The sequence below is a fragment of the Agrococcus jenensis genome, from assembly GCF_003752465.1.
GTDB classification, from domain to species: Bacteria; Actinomycetota; Actinomycetes; order Actinomycetales; family Microbacteriaceae; genus Agrococcus; species Agrococcus jenensis.
Genome location: NZ_RKHJ01000001.1, coordinates 2,880,182 through 2,895,945 on the forward strand (window position 1 = coordinate 2,880,182; position 15,764 = coordinate 2,895,945).

At 73.5% G+C, this 15,764-nt stretch carries 20 protein-coding genes and 1 tRNA gene; 7 read left to right on the plus strand and 14 right to left on the minus strand.

Features of this window, described 5'->3' with window-relative positions; genetic code table 11:
• Positions 1 to 62 precede the first annotated feature (62 nt).
• From EDD26_RS14080 to EDD26_RS14110, 7 genes are read right to left on the minus strand one after another with little or no spacing between them, the layout of a single operon-like run.
• On the minus strand, positions 63 to 509 hold the full coding sequence (locus EDD26_RS14080) for a pilus assembly protein TadG-related protein (protein ID WP_123698276.1): 447 nt from the start codon (positions 507 to 509) through the stop codon (positions 63 to 65).
• Positions 506 to 994 (minus strand): hypothetical protein, encoded by a 489-nt coding sequence (locus EDD26_RS14085; protein ID WP_123698277.1) that lies wholly within the window; start codon positions 992 to 994, stop codon positions 506 to 508. The genes EDD26_RS14080 and EDD26_RS14085 overlap by 4 nt, the downstream gene beginning before the upstream one ends.
• Positions 969 to 1,343, minus strand: coding sequence for a TadE/TadG family type IV pilus assembly protein (locus EDD26_RS14090; RefSeq protein WP_123698627.1), 375 nt, complete (start codon positions 1,341 to 1,343; stop codon positions 969 to 971). The genes EDD26_RS14085 and EDD26_RS14090 overlap by 26 nt, the downstream gene beginning before the upstream one ends.
• A 5-nt stretch (positions 1,344 to 1,348) precedes the next feature.
• Positions 1,349 to 1,534: a hypothetical protein gene (locus EDD26_RS14095; RefSeq protein ID WP_123698278.1), complete on the minus strand. Its 186-nt coding sequence runs from the start codon at positions 1,532 to 1,534 to the stop codon at positions 1,349 to 1,351.
• An 11-nt stretch (positions 1,535 to 1,545) separates the two neighbouring features.
• On the minus strand, positions 1,546 to 2,478 hold the full coding sequence (locus EDD26_RS14100; RefSeq protein WP_245989945.1) for a type II secretion system F family protein: 933 nt from the start codon (positions 2,476 to 2,478) through the stop codon (positions 1,546 to 1,548).
• Positions 2,475 to 3,329, minus strand: coding sequence for a type II secretion system F family protein (locus EDD26_RS14105; protein WP_123698279.1), 855 nt, complete (start codon positions 3,327 to 3,329; stop codon positions 2,475 to 2,477). The genes EDD26_RS14100 and EDD26_RS14105 overlap by 4 nt, the downstream gene beginning before the upstream one ends.
• Complete coding sequence (locus EDD26_RS14110) at positions 3,326 to 4,558, minus strand: TadA family conjugal transfer-associated ATPase (protein ID WP_123698280.1); 1,233 nt, start codon at positions 4,556 to 4,558, stop codon at positions 3,326 to 3,328. Before EDD26_RS14110 ends, EDD26_RS14105 begins: the two co-directional genes overlap by 4 nt.
• A 92-nt stretch (positions 4,559 to 4,650) precedes the next feature.
• Here EDD26_RS14110 and EDD26_RS14115 point away from each other — a divergent pair, with 92 nt between their 5' ends.
• Positions 4,651 to 5,028, plus strand: a complete 378-nt coding sequence (locus tag EDD26_RS14115) for a VOC family protein (protein ID WP_123698281.1) — start codon at positions 4,651 to 4,653, stop codon at positions 5,026 to 5,028.
• 6 nt (positions 5,029 to 5,034) lie between these two features.
• Here EDD26_RS14115 and EDD26_RS14120 read toward each other — a convergent pair whose 3' ends face one another.
• The 3 genes from EDD26_RS14120 to EDD26_RS14130 form a co-directional block, all read right to left on the minus strand.
• Positions 5,035 to 5,958, minus strand: a complete 924-nt coding sequence (locus EDD26_RS14120) for a hypothetical protein (RefSeq protein ID WP_123698282.1) — start codon at positions 5,956 to 5,958, stop codon at positions 5,035 to 5,037.
• Between the two features lie 110 nt (positions 5,959 to 6,068).
• On the minus strand, positions 6,069 to 6,875 hold the full coding sequence (locus EDD26_RS14125; protein WP_123698283.1) for an alpha/beta fold hydrolase: 807 nt from the start codon (positions 6,873 to 6,875) through the stop codon (positions 6,069 to 6,071).
• Between the two features lie 52 nt (positions 6,876 to 6,927).
• Entirely contained in the window at positions 6,928 to 7,632 is a 705-nt protein-coding gene (locus EDD26_RS14130; RefSeq protein WP_123698284.1) for a flavodoxin family protein, read from the minus strand.
• A gap of 205 nt (positions 7,633 to 7,837) precedes the next feature.
• Here EDD26_RS14130 and EDD26_RS14135 point away from each other — a divergent pair, with 205 nt between their 5' ends.
• The 4 genes from EDD26_RS14135 to EDD26_RS14150 are packed head-to-tail and all read left to right on the plus strand — an operon-like array spanning position 7,838 to position 11,700.
• Positions 7,838 to 8,986 carry a PP2C family protein-serine/threonine phosphatase gene (locus tag EDD26_RS14135; RefSeq protein ID WP_170165646.1) on the plus strand — a complete coding sequence of 383 codons (1,149 nt, stop codon included), beginning with the start codon at positions 7,838 to 7,840 and terminating at the stop codon, positions 8,984 to 8,986.
• Positions 8,986 to 10,956 carry a glycosyltransferase family 2 protein gene (locus tag EDD26_RS14140; protein ID WP_123698286.1) on the plus strand — a complete coding sequence of 657 codons (1,971 nt, stop codon included), beginning with the start codon at positions 8,986 to 8,988 and terminating at the stop codon, positions 10,954 to 10,956. Before EDD26_RS14135 ends, EDD26_RS14140 begins: the two co-directional genes overlap by 1 nt.
• Positions 10,953 to 11,285, plus strand: a complete 333-nt coding sequence (locus EDD26_RS14145; protein ID WP_123698287.1) for an STAS domain-containing protein — start codon at positions 10,953 to 10,955, stop codon at positions 11,283 to 11,285. Before EDD26_RS14140 ends, EDD26_RS14145 begins: the two co-directional genes overlap by 4 nt.
• Positions 11,275 to 11,700 (plus strand): ATP-binding protein, encoded by a 426-nt coding sequence (locus tag EDD26_RS14150; RefSeq protein WP_123698288.1) that lies wholly within the window; start codon positions 11,275 to 11,277, stop codon positions 11,698 to 11,700. Before EDD26_RS14145 ends, EDD26_RS14150 begins: the two co-directional genes overlap by 11 nt.
• Before the next feature lies 1 nt (position 11,701).
• Here the strand turns inward: EDD26_RS14150 and EDD26_RS14155 are convergent, their stop codons facing one another.
• A complete protein-coding gene (locus EDD26_RS14155) occupies positions 11,702 to 12,568 on the minus strand; it encodes a 3-hydroxyacyl-CoA dehydrogenase family protein (protein WP_123698289.1) in 867 nt (288 codons plus the stop codon).
• On the minus strand, positions 12,568 to 13,335 hold the full coding sequence (locus tag EDD26_RS14160) for an SDR family NAD(P)-dependent oxidoreductase (RefSeq protein ID WP_123698290.1): 768 nt from the start codon (positions 13,333 to 13,335) through the stop codon (positions 12,568 to 12,570). Before EDD26_RS14160 ends, EDD26_RS14155 begins: the two co-directional genes overlap by 1 nt.
• A gap of 64 nt (positions 13,336 to 13,399) precedes the next feature.
• On the opposite strand from EDD26_RS14160, the gene EDD26_RS14165 reads away from it, so the two are divergent.
• Both EDD26_RS14165 and EDD26_RS14170 read left to right on the plus strand, forming a co-directional pair.
• Positions 13,400 to 13,482 (plus strand) — tRNA-Leu (locus EDD26_RS14165).
• Between the two features lie 31 nt (positions 13,483 to 13,513).
• The gene (locus EDD26_RS14170) at positions 13,514 to 14,236 is read left to right on the plus strand and encodes a DedA family protein (RefSeq protein WP_245989947.1); all 723 of its coding nucleotides are present in this window, start codon (positions 13,514 to 13,516) and stop codon (positions 14,234 to 14,236) included.
• Between the two features lie 21 nt (positions 14,237 to 14,257).
• On the opposite strand, the gene EDD26_RS14175 is transcribed toward EDD26_RS14170, so the two are convergent.
• Entirely contained in the window at positions 14,258 to 14,911 is a 654-nt protein-coding gene (locus EDD26_RS14175; RefSeq protein WP_123698291.1) for a metal-dependent transcriptional regulator, read from the minus strand.
• The gene (locus tag EDD26_RS14180; protein ID WP_123698630.1) at positions 14,892 to 15,728 is read right to left on the minus strand and encodes a metal ABC transporter permease; all 837 of its coding nucleotides are present in this window, start codon (positions 15,726 to 15,728) and stop codon (positions 14,892 to 14,894) included. Before EDD26_RS14180 ends, EDD26_RS14175 begins: the two co-directional genes overlap by 20 nt.
• Between the last annotated feature and the right edge of the window lie 36 nt (positions 15,729 to 15,764).

Genomic DNA, 15,764 nt, shown 5'->3' on the forward strand with positions numbered 1-15,764 from the left:
TTCCAGCGGGTTTCGGGCTCCTCGGCGTCGGCCCTCGCCCGATGCTGAGGAGCTGCGCCGCGTCAGTCGACGAAGACCGCGCGGGCGGTCGACGTCACGTCGAGCCGGATGCCGTCGGGCAGGAAGAGTGTCACGACCGGCGGGCGCCAGGCGCTCGAGACCGTGACGGTCGCGCTGCGGGCGTCGGCGCTCGCGCCCTCGACCCGGAGGCCCGCGAGGCCGCTGCCGGCCGCGACGGACCAGGCCGCGGCCGCCAGGTCGACGGCGCGGTCGGCGAGCTCTGGCGCCGCCGCATCGCCGTCGAACCGCACCTGCTCGAGCGCGAACGCCTCGGCGGCGGCGAGCGCTGCGCCGTCGGCCACCGTGAACAGCCGGCGGCGCTCGATGAGCAAGCTGGTGGCCGCGGCGACGGCGAAGATGAGCGCCAGCGCGAGGGCAGCGAAGCCGATGGTCAGCACGAGCGTCGACCCGTCGTCCTCCCGCGCGAGCCGGCGCGCGAGTCGCCTCACGGCGCACCGCCGAAGGCGGAGACCGGCTGGACGGCTCGAGCCGAGATGGGCACGCCGATGCCGACGTCGGGAGCGAGGACCGGCGGCAGGAGCGGCAGCGGCACCGTCGCGTCCACCTGCACCGTGACGGTGCCGCCGCGCGTGCAGCACGCGCCGGGGTCGGGCTCGCACGCGATCGTCACGAGTGCCGCGTCCCGCTCCATGCCGGCGTCCGCCATCGCCACGAGCAGCGCACGGTCGGCGGCCTGGAGGCCGGCGTCGTGGCTCGGCGCCTGCGCGATCGTCCGCGCCGCGTACCGGGCCGCCCCCTCGACGCCGAGCACCGCGTGCTGGATCTGGCCGAGCGCGAGCACGAGGTAGACGAGCGGCACGAGCAGCAGCACGCCGACGGTGAGGAACTCGAGCGACGCGGAGCCCGTCTCGTCGACGAGCCGGGCACCGGGCGTGCGAACCGGCGGCTCATCCGAGCGACTCGACCGGCGCATGCCCGGTCACCTCCAGCCCGATCGGCCCGACGAGGCCGAGCACCGGCAGCGGTGCCGCGACGCGGATCTCGATCGTCTCGAGCCCGGCGACCGACGCGGTGGTGGCGGAGACGCGCTCCGCGTAGCCGGGACCGAGCGCGACGGTGATGAGCTCGCGCGTGCGCGCGATGCCCGCCGACGCGTCCGCGCCGACGAGCGACGCGTGGCGGGCGCCCTCGGCGGCTGCATCGGCGAGGGTGACGCGTACGTGCAGCGCGAGGGTGAGCTGGATGACCGACAGCACGAGCGCCACGAGCAGCGCCGCGACCATCGTGAACTCCGCGACCGCCGAGCCGCGCTCGTCGGTCATGCGCATCAGAAGCTCGAGACGCGCGCGATCGCCTGCTCGAAGACGCCGGTGAGCGCCGGACCGGCGACGGTCCAGAGCACGATCACCAGCCCCGCCGTCATGAGCGTGACGAGCACCCAACCGGGCACATCGCCACGCTCCTCCCTCATGCGCCCGACGAGGCGCGCGTACCTGATGCTGATCGTCGACATGGTGTCCTCCTTCAGAATCCGACCTGCAGCACGTGGATGCCCGGCCACAGCGCGAACGCCACCGTCGTCGGCAGCAGCCCGAAGACCAGTGGCACGAGCATCGAGATCTCCTTGCGGCCCGCGGCCTCGAGCAGGTCCCGCTTCGCCGCCTCCCGGGCGTCGAGCGCCTGCGCCTGCAGCGTCTGGGCGAGCGGGGTGCCGCGCTCGAGCGCGCCCCGCATCTGCTCGACGCAGCGGGTGACGGCCGGGTGCCCGAGCTCGTCGGCCAGCGTCGCAAGCGCGCTCGAGAGGCTCGTGCCCGCCGCGGCATCGGCCACGACACCGGCCAGCTCGCGACCCAGGGTGCTCGAGCCGGCCGCGCCGACCCGGCGCAGCGCATCCTGCAGCCCCTCTCCCGCTGCGAGGCTCAGCGACAGGAACTCGAGGATGGACGGCAGCTCGCTGGAGATGCGCGCGAGCCGTCGCTTCGCGCGGCGCTGCAGCAGCCAGTCGACGGCGACGGCGCCGCTCGCGGCGCCCATCGCGGCGAGCGCCGCGGGCAGCGCCGGCGGGCCGCCCTGCACCGCGCCGGCGACACCGGCGGCCGCCCCGGCGGCTCCGCCGAGCACCGCCCAGCGCAGCTGCCTCCCGCGCACCTCCGCGACCGTCTCCGTCGATGCTGCCTGTCGGAGGCGCCTGCGCACGCCGTCGGGTGCGCCGACCACGGCGCGGAGCACGGGGGCGAGCCGGTCGCCGACCGGCGAGGCGACGACCCCGAGCACCCGGGTGGGGCTGACGCGGCGTCGGGCGACGAGGTCGCGCGCGCCGGCGGACACGTCGAGCACGTAGGGAGCGACGCGGTGCAGCAGCAGCGGCCGGCGCAGCATCGGCGTCAGGCTCACGAGCACCCACAGCCCGAGGCCGAGGCTCGCGCCGAGGATGAGGCTCCAGCCGGCGTCGCTCACGCGAACCACCGCGCCTCGGTCGGCAGGGCGCCGATCCGGAGCATCACCCGGTAGGCGATGCACGTCACCACTGCCCCGCCGATGATGAGCAGCAGCCCGCCGGGTGCGTTGTAGGCCTGCGCGGCCTCCGGTCGCGTCGACAGGATGAGCAGCACGATCCACGGCGCTGCGACACCCAGCCGCGCGGCGCTCACGATCCAGGACTGTCGCGCCTCGAGCTCGCCGCGCGTCGCGAGGTCGACGCGCAGGTAGGCGGCCAGCTCCCGCAGCACCGTCGTCACCTCGGTGCCCCCGACCTCGCGGGCCATGCGCAGGGTCTCGATGAGGCGGTCCCCGACCGGGTCCGCGAGCCGGTCCTTCAGACGGTCGAGCGCATAGCCGAAGCTGCCCGTCGCCCGGAGGTCGGCGGCGTAGGCCGCGAAGGCCGGTCGTGTCAGCTCCGGGCCCGCGCGCTCGAGCTGCGCCACCGCATCCGGCAGCGCCAGGCCGCTCCGCACCGCCGACACCAGGTGGTCGACGACGTCGGGCCAGACACCGGCCTGCGCGCGGCGGCGTCGTCGTGCGCGCCAGCGGACCGCGAGCGGGGGTGCCGCGACGCCCAGGAGGAACGCCGCGCCGGAGACGGCGACGACCGGCACGAGCGCGAGCGCGATGCCGGCGGCGAGGACGCCGGCGAGCAGCGCCACCGCGGCGACCGCGAGCGGCGGGATGCCCTCGAGCCCGGCGTGCGCGAGCCGGTCGAGCACGGGTCGCCCGGCGCGCTCGGGGCGACGCGGGGCGCGTGGCCACAGCCACGGGCTGACCGCGAGCACGACGCCCAGCCCCAACGCGGCGCCGAGCAGCCAGATCATGCCGCGCCTCCCGCCAGCAGCGCGACCGGATCGATGCCGACCGCGGCGAACTTGGCGGTCCGGGCGGGGTGCGAGCCGGTCGGCTCGAGCAGCCCGTCGCGCAGCGCGAAGAGCGTCGACGCCTCGATGACGCCGCTCGTCGCCGACCCGGTCGGCGCGAGGATCTCGACAACGCTGCGGTTGCCGCGCGCGTCGATCGCGAGGTGCACGACGAGGTCGATGCACTGCGCGACGGTCGGCACGACGAAGCCCGCATCGATGTTGCGGCCGGCGAGCAGCGGCAGGGTCGTGAGCTTGCCGAGCGCGTCGCGCGCCGAGTTCGCGTGGATCGAGCACATGCCGCTCACGCCGCAGTTGAGCGCGACGAGCAGGTCGAGCGCCTCCGCCTCGCGCACCTCGCCGACGATCAGCCGATCGGGCCGCATCCGCAGGCTCTCCTTGACGAGGCGGCGCAGCGTGATCTCGCCGGTGCCCTCGAGCGACGGCTGCCGGCACTGCAGCGCCACGATGTCGTCGACCGGCGGGTCGAGCTCGAACGTCTCCTCGACCGTCACGACGCGCTCACCAGGCCGGACCGCCGCGAGCAGCGCGTTGAGCAGCGTCGTCTTGCCGGCGTGCGTCGGTCCGGAGACGAGGATGTTGCTGCCGGCCACCACCGACTGCCGGAGGAAGTGCGCCGCCTGCTGGCTCAGCGCTCCCCGCTCGACGAGCGCCGCGAGCGACGACAGCCGGCGTGCGAACTTGCGGATGTTGATGCTCATGGCGCCCCGTGCGACGTCGCCGGATGCCACGTGGAGCCGCGAGCCGTCGGGCAGCGACGCATCGACGAACGGCGTCGAGAGGTCCACGCGCCTGCCGGTCGTCGACAGCATCCGCTCGACGAGGTCGCGCACCTCGCGCTCGGTGAGCCGCAGCGGCAGCGGCTCGCTCACACCGGCGCGAGCGCAGAACACACGCGAGCCCTGGTTGATCCAGAGCTCCTCGATCTCGGGATCGTCGAGGTACGGCTGCAGCGGGCCGTAGCCCGAGACCGCGGCGAGCACGTCGCGCTGCGCCTGCTGCTCGTCGGCGAGCATCGGCAGGCTGCCGCCGAGCGACCGCTCGGCATAGGAGCGCACCGCATCGCGCACGTAGCGCTCGGCGAGGTCGCCCGAGCGCGCGAGGTCGACCCCGTCGCGCCGCACCCTCGCCCGCACGGATGCGGTGATGTCGGCGACGGCCTGGCGCATGCGTGCCAGTGAAGCCGACCGGCGTCTCCCGGCGCGGAAGTTGTCCACAGCACGGGTCGACGGTACGGATGTCCACCCCTAGCATCGGCCGCATGGCGGTGCAGCGGACCTTCCCGATCCTGTCGACGCGCGACCTCGAGCGGCTCGAGGCCTTCTATCGGGACGCGTTCGGTGCCGAGCGGGTCTACGCCTACGCCGACGACGGTCGCGACGTCTACATCGCGATGCAGATCGGTGCGTCGACGGTGAGCATCGGACTCGACGACGACCTCCCGGGTCCCCCCGTCGAAGCAGCGCTCTGGATCTACGTCGACGACGTCGACCGGAGCCACCGGGCGGCGCTGGAGGCCGGCGCGACGAGCGTGGCGGAGCCCGAGCTCATGCCGTGGGGTGAGCGCGTCGCGCAGGTGCGCGATCCGGACGGCTTCCTGCTGTACCTCGGCGCCGAGGCGAGCGACGAGCAGGACTGACGCCGATCACTCCCCCGCCCAGCGCAGCACCCGCAGCGCCGGGAGCGTGATCCACCGGTTCGGCTCGCCCACCTCGCCGTAGTCGATGCGCGCGTCGCCGCCGTGCCGCGCGTCGAGCGGCCAGGTCCCGTCGTCGCGCCGCTTCGCGCGCACGAGCTCGATCGCCTCGGCCATCCGCTCGTCGGGTGCCGCACCGACGGCGCGGAAGTGCTCGAGCGCGCGCAGCGCGTCGTAGTGCCAGCGGGGCGGGAACGCGAAGGCGCGGTAGCCCTCGCTGATCAGCTCGCCGGTCGAGCGCCGGCGCAGCAGGCTGCGCTTCAACAGGTACGCCTCGCCGCTCCTGCGCGCCTCCGGCACACGCGGGTCTTCACTGATCCGCTCGAACGCCGCGAGCGCCTCGAGCACCGCGATCGTCGTGTCGAACGACGACCGCACGCTGCCGCGCTCCTGCTCGCAGTTCCAGCCGCCGTCCTCCATGCGCTCCCCGAGCAGCCGCTCGACGACCGGAGCGACGTCGACGCCGTAGTAGACGGCGTTCGTCACGAGCGCCGCGTTGATGCACGGCTCGACCTCGCCGTCGAAGAAGGGCAGGTCGTCGTACTCCCACCGCGTCACCCGCGCGACGTCGGCGATCGCGTCCTGCACCGCGGCATCCGCCGGGTCGGCGCCGAGGAGCCGCAGCTCGGTCAGCACGTGCGACGTGGATGTCCACGGCTGGCCCGGCAAGGCCGGCTCGGCCTTCGGGAAGTGCGCGCCGCCCGCCCACTGGCCGTCGTCGCCGCGCTCGGCCAGCAGCTGCGCGCCCCAGCCTTCGCGAGCGACCCGCGCGCGCTCGGCCGCCACCTCGTCGGGGTCAGCGCCCAGCAGGTCGCGCAGCACCTGCCAGCGGATGGCCGGATCGCCCTGCAGCAGCCAGTCGATGGTGTCCATGCGGGCATCCTGCCCCGGGCCGCCCACGTGCGCCAGCGGATGCGCGCGCCCGTCGAGGGTGTGCGTCCGAGTGGCGGGCAGCTCGGACGCACACCCTCAGCGGGTCAGGGTCACTCGGCCAGGAAGCCGAGCAGCGCCCGGTTGAACTCCTCGGCGTGGCTCACGTTGAGGCCGTGCGGGGCACCCTCGACGACGTGCAGCTCGCTGCCGTCGATCGCCGCGTGCGTGCGGCGGCCGGAGCCCTCGAAGGGCACCGTCTGGTCGCCGTCGCCGTGGATGACGAGCGTCGGCACCGAGATCGCACCGAGGTCGTCGCGGAAGTCGGTCGTCGCCCACGCATCCATCGCGCCGAGCGCCGCCGCCTGCGACGACTGCTTCGCGAGCGCGAGCGCCTGCTGCCGCTGCTCCTCGGTCACCTGCAGCCCCTCCGCGGTGGAGAAGAAGCCGGTCGTGAAGTCGTCGAAGAACGCGTCGCGGTCCTGCTCGAGGCCGCCTCGCATCTGCAGGCGCGCCTCGTCGGTCAGCGGGCCGTCGGGGTTGTCGTCGGACTGCAGCAAGAACGGCGGCACCGCAGCGGCGAAGACGACCGAGCGCACCCGGTCCTGGCCGTAGGCCGAGACGTATCGTGCGACCTCGCCGCCGCCCATCGAGAACCCGACGAGCGTGACGTCCTCGAGGTCGAGGTCGGTGAGCACGGTGTCGAGGTCGGCGGCGAGCGTGTCGTAGTCGTAGCCGGTCTCAGGCTGCTCGCTGCGGCCGAAGCCGCGGCGGTCGTACGAGACGACGCGGTAGCCGGCCGCGACGAGCGCGTCGGTCTGCTCGTCCCACGACTCGGCCGACAGCGGCCACCCGTGGATGAGCACGACCGGGCGGCCGTCGCCGCCGGAGTCCTCGATGTGGAGTCGGATGTCGGGCATGGTGCCTCCTGGGTCGGTCGGGTGTCGGGTGGTCGATGCAGCGCTCGTGCGGCTAGCGGTATTCCGGGTTCTGGAACCCGAAGCGCTCACCGCGCTCCCACGCGTCGCGGTCGTTGCCCTCGGCGGGGATGCCGCCCTGCAGCAGCCGCGCCAGGTGCAGGAGGTTCCACGCCATGATCGTGACGTTGCGCTTGGTGAAGTCGTTGTCGGCGCCGGCGTGCGAGCCGTCGTCGAGCTCGTCGCCGTACGACGGGCCGGGGCCCGCCTCCCCCACCCAGCCGGCGTCGGCCTGCGGCGGGATCGTGTAGCCGATGTGCTGCAGCGCGTAGATCGCCTCGCGCGCGACGTGCTTCATGCCGTCCTCGTTGCCGCCGACGAGCACGCCGGCGACCTTGCCGTAGGAGATGGACTGGCCGTCGTCGTTGAGCACGCTCGACTCCGAGTAGAGGCGCTCGATGACCCGGCGGAAGACGCTCGAGCCGTCGCCGAGCCAGATCGGCGTGGCGAGCACGAGGATGTCGGCGGCGAGCACGCGCTCCCAGAGCGCCGGCCAGGCGTCCTCGCTCGCGCCGTGCTCGGTCATGTCGGGCTGCACGCCCGGGGCGATGGCGTGGTCGACGGCGCGCACGACCTCGACCTCGACGCCCTGCTTGCGCAGGATCGTCGCGCTCGCCTGGATGAGCAGGTCGGTGTGGCTCTCGTCGGGCGACGGCGTGAGCGTGCAGTTGAAGTACAGGGCTCGGATGGGCTCGGTCATCCAGTCATGCTTCCACGGCACGAGACGGGGAAGCCCCGATGCAGGCGGTCTCCCAGGGGACTCGCATGCAGCACATCGACGCCTGCTCGGCATCGGCATGTGCCGTGGCGAGTAGCGCGGAAAGGTGCAGATGCGGCACGATCATGCCAAGGGCCGCGCTGCTGTCGTCGGGGCCGTGGATGTCACGATCCCAGAAGGCGGAGCCATGGTGGATGAGGAGCAGCGCCAGCGCGCGCTCGAGGCGCTCGGGGTGCTCGACACACCGCCTCACGAGCGCGTCGACCGCATCACCCGCCTCGCCAAGGACCTCTTCGACGTGCCGATGGTGAGCGTGACGCTGCTCGATCGCGATCGCCAGTGGCGCAAGTCCCAGATCGGGCTCGGCGGCAGCGAGGCGCCGCGCGACGGCTCGTTCTGCGACGCGACGGTCCGGAGCGGAGGGACGCTCATCGTCTCCGATGCGGGCGAGGACGCCGACTGGGCGGACAACGAGTTCGTGCTCGGCGACCCGCACCTGCGCTTCTACGCCGGCCATCCGCTCGCGGCGCCGGGCGGCGAGCACGTGGGCACGCTGTGCATCCTCGACACGAAGCCGCGCGGCCTCGACGCGCGCGAGCGCGACCTGCTGCGCGACCTCGCGCAGTGGGTGCAGCTCGAGCTGGCGCAGGAGAAGGAGCTCGACGACGCCGTGCTGATCCAGCGGGCGCTGGCACCTCGGCGCCTCCCCTCGGTGCCCGGGTACGAGATCGCGGCCGGCTCGATCGCGGCGGGCAGCATCGCCGGCGACGTGCACGACATCGTCGCGCACGGGGGCGAGCTGCGGGTGACGCTCGCGGACGTCATGGGGAAGGGCATGGGGCCTGCCATCATCGCCTCGGCTGTGCGCGCATCGCTCCGCACCGCGCCGGACCGGCCGATCGCGACCGCGGTGCAGGAGCTCGACGCGCTCCTCGAGGAGAGCCTCACCGATGCGGGGGTCTTCGTCACGGCCTTCCACTCGAGCCTCGACCTCGCCTCGGGAGCCATCGGCTTCGTCGACGCCGGCCACAGCCTCGCCTTCGCGCTGCGCGCGGACGGCTCGTGGGAGCAGCTCCGCTCGACCGGCCTGCCGCTCGGGATGGGGCTCGACGAGGAGCGGACCGAGGCGCACGCGGCCCTCGGTCCCGGCGACGCGCTGCTGTGCTGCAGCGACGGGCTGCTCGACGTGCTCGACCCGGCGGAGCCGTTCCGGCACGTGGCCGAGGTGCTCGCCGAGCTCGGTCCGCAGGGCGCGGTCGAGGAGGCGCTGCGGCTCGCCGCCGAGCAGCGCGCACCCGACGACGTCACGGTCATCGTCGTGCGGAGGAGCGCCTGATGCGCCTCATCGTCATCCGGGTCCTCGCCACGCTCGCGGTGCTGCTCGGCGTCAACTACGTCGCCTGGCGCTGGCTCGAGTCGGTGAACTGGTCTGCCTGGTGGATCGCCGTGCCGCTCGTGATCGCGGAGACCTACAGCCTGATCGACACCGTCATCTTCTCGGCCACGATGTGGCGCGCGCGCGAGCGACCCCGGCCCACGTCGCCGCCGCAGGGCACCGTCGACGTCTTCATCACGACGTACAACGAGCCGATTGAGCTCGTGATGGCGACCGCGATCGCCGCGCAGCGCATCGCCTATCCGCACGAGACCTGGATCCTCGATGACGGCGCGCGCCCGGAGATGGCGCAGGCTGCCCGCGAGGCCGGCATCGGGTACATCGAGCGCACCGCCGACTGGGCGGGCAAGCCCCGCCACGCCAAGGCGGGCAACCTCAACAACGCGCTGTTCCAGACCGAGGGCGAGTTCCTGCTCATCCTCGACGCCGACCAGGTGCCCGACCCGCTCATCCTCGAGCGCACGCTCGGCTACTTCGCGGACGACCCCCGCGTCGCGCTCGTGCAGACGCCGCAGTGGTTCGTCAACGTCGACGACGCGGACCCGCTCGGCAGCCAGGCACCGCTCTTCTACGGCCCGATCCAGCAGGGGAAGGACGGCTGGAACGCCGCGTTCTTCTGCGGCTCCAACGCGGTGCTGCGCCGGGACGCGCTCATGCAGCTCGGCATCGTCGGGTACGTCCGCGACGTCGAGGCGTCGACCCGCCGCGCGCTCCGGGCGGCGCAGACGCTCCTCGATCGCGAAGCGCGGCGCCGTACGGCGGAGCCGGCGCTGCACGCCGAGCTGTCCTCCCTGCGCGCGGAGGTCGCCAGGGCTCGCACGGACGTGGAGGCGGGCGAGCCGATCGCCGACGTCACCTTCCGGCTGCGGGCCGCCGTGGACGCCGCGTCACGCCGCCTCGTCGCGAGCGACGTCGACCGCATCCACGAGGACCTCGCCGCGATCCAGGCGCTGCCGGTCGAGCGCGACGCCGAGCTCGGCGTCGTCGTGATCGACGACGCCGCCCTGGACCGGCTCGCCGCCGCGGAGCTCTCGCCGCTCGGCGCCGTCGACGCCGTCGCGGCGCTGCTCGACGCCGTGCGCGTCGACCGACCCGACGAGGCGCAGCCGATCCAGCCGCTCGCCACCATCTCGGTGACCGAGGACATGGCGACCGCCATGCAGCTGCACTCCCTGGGATGGCGGAGCGTCTACCACCACGAGATCCTCGCCCACGGGCTCGCGCCCGAGGACCTCGGCACGATGCTCAAGCAGCGCCTCCGCTGGGCGCAGGGCACCTTGCAGGTGATGCTGCGCGACAACCCGCTGCTCAAGCGGGGGCTCTCCGCGGGGCAGCGGCTCATGTACTTCGGCACGATGTGGAGCTACCTGTCGGGGTTCGCCGCGGTCATCTACCTCGCGGCGCCGATGGTCTACCTCATGCTCGGCATCCTGCCGGTGACGGCGTGGAGCCTCGACTTCTTCCTGCGCTTCCTGCCGTACTTCCTCGTCAACCAGCTGCTCTTCATCATCGTCGCGCGGGGCATCAAGACCTGGCGCGGCCAGCAGTACTCGCTCGCCCTCTTCCCGGTCTGGATCAAGGCGTGCGTCACCTCGTTCGCCAACGTGGTCTTCAAGGCGCCGCTCGACTTCGTCGTCACCCGCAAGGACAAGACGCGCGAGGGTGGGGTGCCGTGGCGCGAGATCTGGCCGCAGCTGACCGCGATGGCGCTGCTCGTGCTCGCGCTCGTCGTGGGCGTCGGCCGCGTCATCGTCGGCACCGGCGACGGCACGGGCACGCTCGTCAACACCATCTGGGTCGCCTACGACCTGCTGGCGCTCAGCGTCATCGTCCAGGCTGCCCGCTACCGCGGCTTCGTCGGCGCCGGCCAGGAGGCCGCCGCCGAGCAGCGAGAGAAGGGGATCGCATGAACGTCACCGTCACCACCGACGAGCGGCACGCCACCGTCGCACCGGAGGGCCGACTCACCGCCGCCGCGGCACCGCAGCTGCGACAGGCGGTGCAGGACCTCATCGACTCGGGCAGCGCGCGCATCGTCATCGACATGTCGGCGACCGACTTCGTCGACTCCTCCGGCCTCGGGGCGCTGATCGGGGCGCTCAAGGCGGCCCGGCTGGCCGGCGGGGATCTGCGGATCGCGGCCGTGCCCGAGACGGTGCGCACGGTGCTGCGGCTCACGAACCTCGACCGCGTGCTCCGCGCGCACCCCACGGCGGCGGAGGCCTTCGATGCCGACTGACGCCAGGACGACGACCCTCGAGGGCCCTGCGGACCTCGCCTTCGTGGAGGCGACGCTCGACGCGCTCGACGGGCTCTACGGTGCCGCGGGCGACGTCGCGCCCGACGACCGCGCGCTCTTCCAGCTCGCCGTGACCGAGGTCGTGACGAACATCGCCGAGCACGGCCTGCCGCCGGGGAGCGTGCACGTGTCAGCGACCCTCGAGGTGCACCCGACGCACCTGGCGGCGAGCTTCACCGACACCGCGCTCCCCGCCGACGTCGAGCTCGACGAGGCCGAGATGCCGGACCCGCTCGAGGAGTCCGGCCGAGGCATCGCGCTCGCCGCCGCCGCGCTCGACGCGTTCGAGCACGAGCGCCGGGGCGGCAACGTGTGGCGGCTGCGGCGGGACAGGCTCGGGTCAGCCCGCGACTGAGTCAGCCGCCGTCGATCGCTGCGCGCGCCTCCAGCAGCGCCGCGAGCCGGGCGGCGAAGCGGGCCGGCGCATCCGCGTCGCGCGGCAGGAACCCCTCCCCCGTCTTCGCACCGAGATCGCCGCGCGCCGCGCGATCGCGCAGCATGGCGGGGGCCGCGGATGCGTCGCCGAGCGTCGGCAGGATCCCGTCGGCCACGCTCGTCCAGACGTCGAGCCCGCCGAGGTCCATCACCTCGAACGGCCCGGCGAGCGCCCAGCGCGGCCCGAGGCCCGCCGTGACGGCGAGGTCGACCTGCTCCGGCGTCGCGATGCCGAGCTCGACGAGGTGCATCGCCTCGCGGTAGAGCGCCGCCTGCAGCCGGTTCGCGATGAAGCCCTCGACCTGCTGCGCGAGCGGCACCGCGGTCTTGCCGGCAGCGGTCAGCAGCGCGGTCATCCGCTCGACCGTCGCCACGGGCGTGGCGGGGCCGGGCACGACCTCGACGAGCGGCACGGTGTCGGCGGGGTTGAAGAAGTGGGCGATGACGAGCCGCGACGGGTCGCGCATGCCGGCCGCGAGCGCATCCGGGGCGATCGATGAGGTGTTCGAGGCGATGATCGCCTCGGCGTTCGCCGCCTCGACCTGGGCGAGCAGCGCCTGCTTGAGCTCGAGCCGCTCGGGCGCCGCCTCGAGCACGATCGTGGCGCCGTCGACCGCCCCCTCGACGCTGTCGTGCGCGGATGCGCCGGCCGACTCGGCCGCGCGCGCGGCAGCCGCGGGGTCGACGTCGAAGACCCGCACCTCGTGCCCCGCCCGCGCGAAGACGCGTGCGATGCCCGCGCCCATGACGCCGGCGCCGAGCACCGCGACGACCTCGCGAGCGCGCATCAGTCGTCGAGCCGGCTGCCGAGCCCGACGCCGGCGATGATCCGGTCGGGCACGAGCACGGCGATCGGCGCCGCGAGGCGGTACCGCCAGTCGGCGACGACGATCTTCCGGCGCGTGCGCAGCGCCCGCAGCCCGTCGCGCACGACCGCCGACGCATCCGCCCACCCGATCTCGGGGACGGTCGTCGCGTCGACGCCCATCCGCTCGTGGAACTCGGTCGCGACGAAGCCCGGGAGCAGCGCGGTGACGACGATGCCGTCGCGCCGGTACTGCGCGCGGAGCGCCCGCGACAGCATGAGCAGCTGCGCCTTCGCCGCCGAGTACGTGCCGCTCGGCAACCGGCCGGCGAGGCTCGCGACGTTGAGGATGCCGCCCCGGTGCCGGGCGCGCATGCCCGGCAGCGCGGCGTGCGCGAGCCGCAGCGGCACCCAGGAGAGCAGCTCGTGCATGCGCCGCTCGTCCTCGATCGCGGAGGCGTGGAAGGGCTCGGCGACCGCGAAGCCCGCGTTGTTGACGAGCACGTCGATCGGCCTCGCGTCGTCGGCGAGGCGCGCGGCGACCCGCTCGAGGTCGTCGTGCTCGAGCAGGTCGGCGGCGAGCACCTCGACCTCGGTGCCGCGGGCGGCCGCGAGCTCGTCGGCGAGCGAGCGCAGCCGTGCCTCGTCGCGCGCGACGAGCACGAGCGAGAAGCCGTCCGCCGCGAGCTGGCGCGCGAACTCGGCGCCGAGGCCCGCGGATGCTCCGGTCACGAGCGCGCGCATGTCCATGGCTCAACCTTGGCAGACGGTGCGCGTCGGCGTGGGCGCGCGCCGCTACGCTGGGCACACCCACGCGGGAGTGGTGGAATTGGCAGACACGCAGGATTTAGGTTCCTGTGCCCTCGTGGCGTAGGGGTTCAAGTCCCCTCTCCCGCACTGCCCGGACCCATCGCGAAGGAGCCTGCCTGTGCACGCGCTGCCAGCCGAGTTCCTCATCGACATCGAGGGGCTGATCGCCGGTGCGGGCGTCTGGGCGCTCCTGCTCGTCTGCGCGATCGTCTTCGTCGAGACCGGGCTGCTCGTCGGCTTCCTGCTCCCCGGCGACACGCTGCTCGTGATCGCCGGCGTGCTCTCGTTCACGGGCGTCATCCCGCAGCCCATCTGGCTCGTCTGCCTGTGCATCGCGATCTGCGCGGTCGCGGGCGACCAGCTCGGCTACTTCATCGGCCACAAGGCCGGGCCCCCGATCTTCCAGCGCAAGTCGTCCGGGCTGTTCTCGCATCGCACGATCGAGCGCACGAACCGCTTCTTCCTCCGCTACGGCGCCGCCGCGGTCATCATCGCCCGCTTCATCGGCATCGTCCGCACGTTCATGCCGGTCGCTGCGGGCGTCGGGCGGATGCCATGGCCGCTCTTCTTCCGCCTCGACATCGTCGGCGGGCTGCTCTGGGGCGCGGGGCTGCCGCTCGTCGGCTGGGGCGTCGCGCACATCCCCGGGGTCGCCGACATCGTCACCGAGTACATCGACCTCGTGCTGCTGGGCGTCGTCGCGATCGCCATCGTCGCGATCGTCTGGCACGCCATCCAGTCGCGCCGCGAGGTCGAGCGCGAGCTGCGCGACGGCACCGCGACCGGGCAGGTGCAGACGCTCGACCTCTCCGGCACGAGCGAGCCGGGCCTGGAGCGCTAGGCGCTCTGAGCGACCCAGCGCCTACGCGCTCAGCCAGATCGCCTGCGCGACCTCCGGTCCCAGGTCGATCGTGCCCGCGCCGGTGCGCACCTGGATCGAGCCGGAGTAGGGCTTGAGCCCCAGCACCTCGAGGTGGGCGTCGAGCGCGACGCCCGAGTCGGTGAGGAAGCGCAGCATCGCCGGGTCGGCGTCGGAGATGCGCACGATCGTGCCCGCGTGGCCGACCGGCGCATCCGCGAGCACCACGGCGTCCGGGCGCACGACTTTGCCGTCGGCGGCGGGGATGACGTCGCCGTGCGGATCGCGGGTCGGGTCGCCGAGCGAGCGGGCGATCGAGTCGAGCAGGCGGTCGCTCAGCGCGTGCTCGAGCACCTCCGCCTCGTCGTGCACCTCGTCCCAGTCGTAGCCGTGCCGCTCGACGAGCCACGTCTCGACGACGCGGTGCCGGCGCACCTGCCGCACGGCGAGCGTGCGGCCCGCGTCGGTGAGCTCGATCGCGCCGTAGGGGCGGTGGTGCACGAGGCCGGCGGCGGCGAGCTTCTTCACCATCTCGGTGACGGTCGAGTTCGCGAGCCCGAGCCGGCCGGCGAGCTGCGACGGCGTGATCGGGTCGGGCTGCCACTCGGTGTGGTGGTAGATCGCCTTCACGTAGTCCTCAGCCGCTGTCGACTGCATGACGCCTCGCTCTCGTCGATCGGCTCCTGGCCCACCGGATGACGAGCCCCCGGCGGGGCCCGAAGAGCAACGCTAGCCCGAACGCGAGCCCCTGGGTGAGGACCACGGCGCCGCCCGGGGAGATGTCGAGCCAGAACGCGGCGATGAGCCCGGTGAGCGCCGCCACCGCGGTGACGCCGACCGACCAGCCGAGCAGCGCGTCCCAGCGGCCGACGATGAGCGACGCGGTCGCGCCCGGGATGACGAGCATCGCGACCACCAGGATGATGCCCACCGCCTGCAGCGCCGTCACGACGGTGAGCGCGAGCGCGCCGAGCAGCACGGCGTGCAGGAGGCGCGGGCGCAGGCCGATCGCGTGGGCATGGCCGGCGTCGAACGCGACGAGCGTCAGGTCGCGCCGCAGCACGACGAGCGTGATGCAGACGACGGCGCCGACGACGAGCACCTGGGCGATGTCGGCGTCGCTCACGCCGAGCACGTTGCCGAACAGGATGTGCTGCAGGTCGGTGTCGGCGGGCGTCACCGAGACGATCACGAGGCCGAGCGCGAACAGCGTGGTGAAGACGACGCCGATGGCCGCATCCGCCTTGATCCTCGTGACGGCGCGCACCCCGCCGATGAGCGCGACGGCGCCGATGCCGAAGACGGCGGCGCCGAGCGCGAACGGGAGGCCGAGCAGGTAGGCGAGGGCGACGCCCGGCAGCACCGCGTGCGAGACCGCGTCGCCCATGAGCGACCAGCCCATCTGCACGAGCCAGGTCGACAGCAGCGCGCACGCGACGGCGGCGACCAGCGTGACGAGCATCGCCCGCAGCATGAAGTCGTAGGCGAAGGGCGCGAGCAGAGCGTCGAT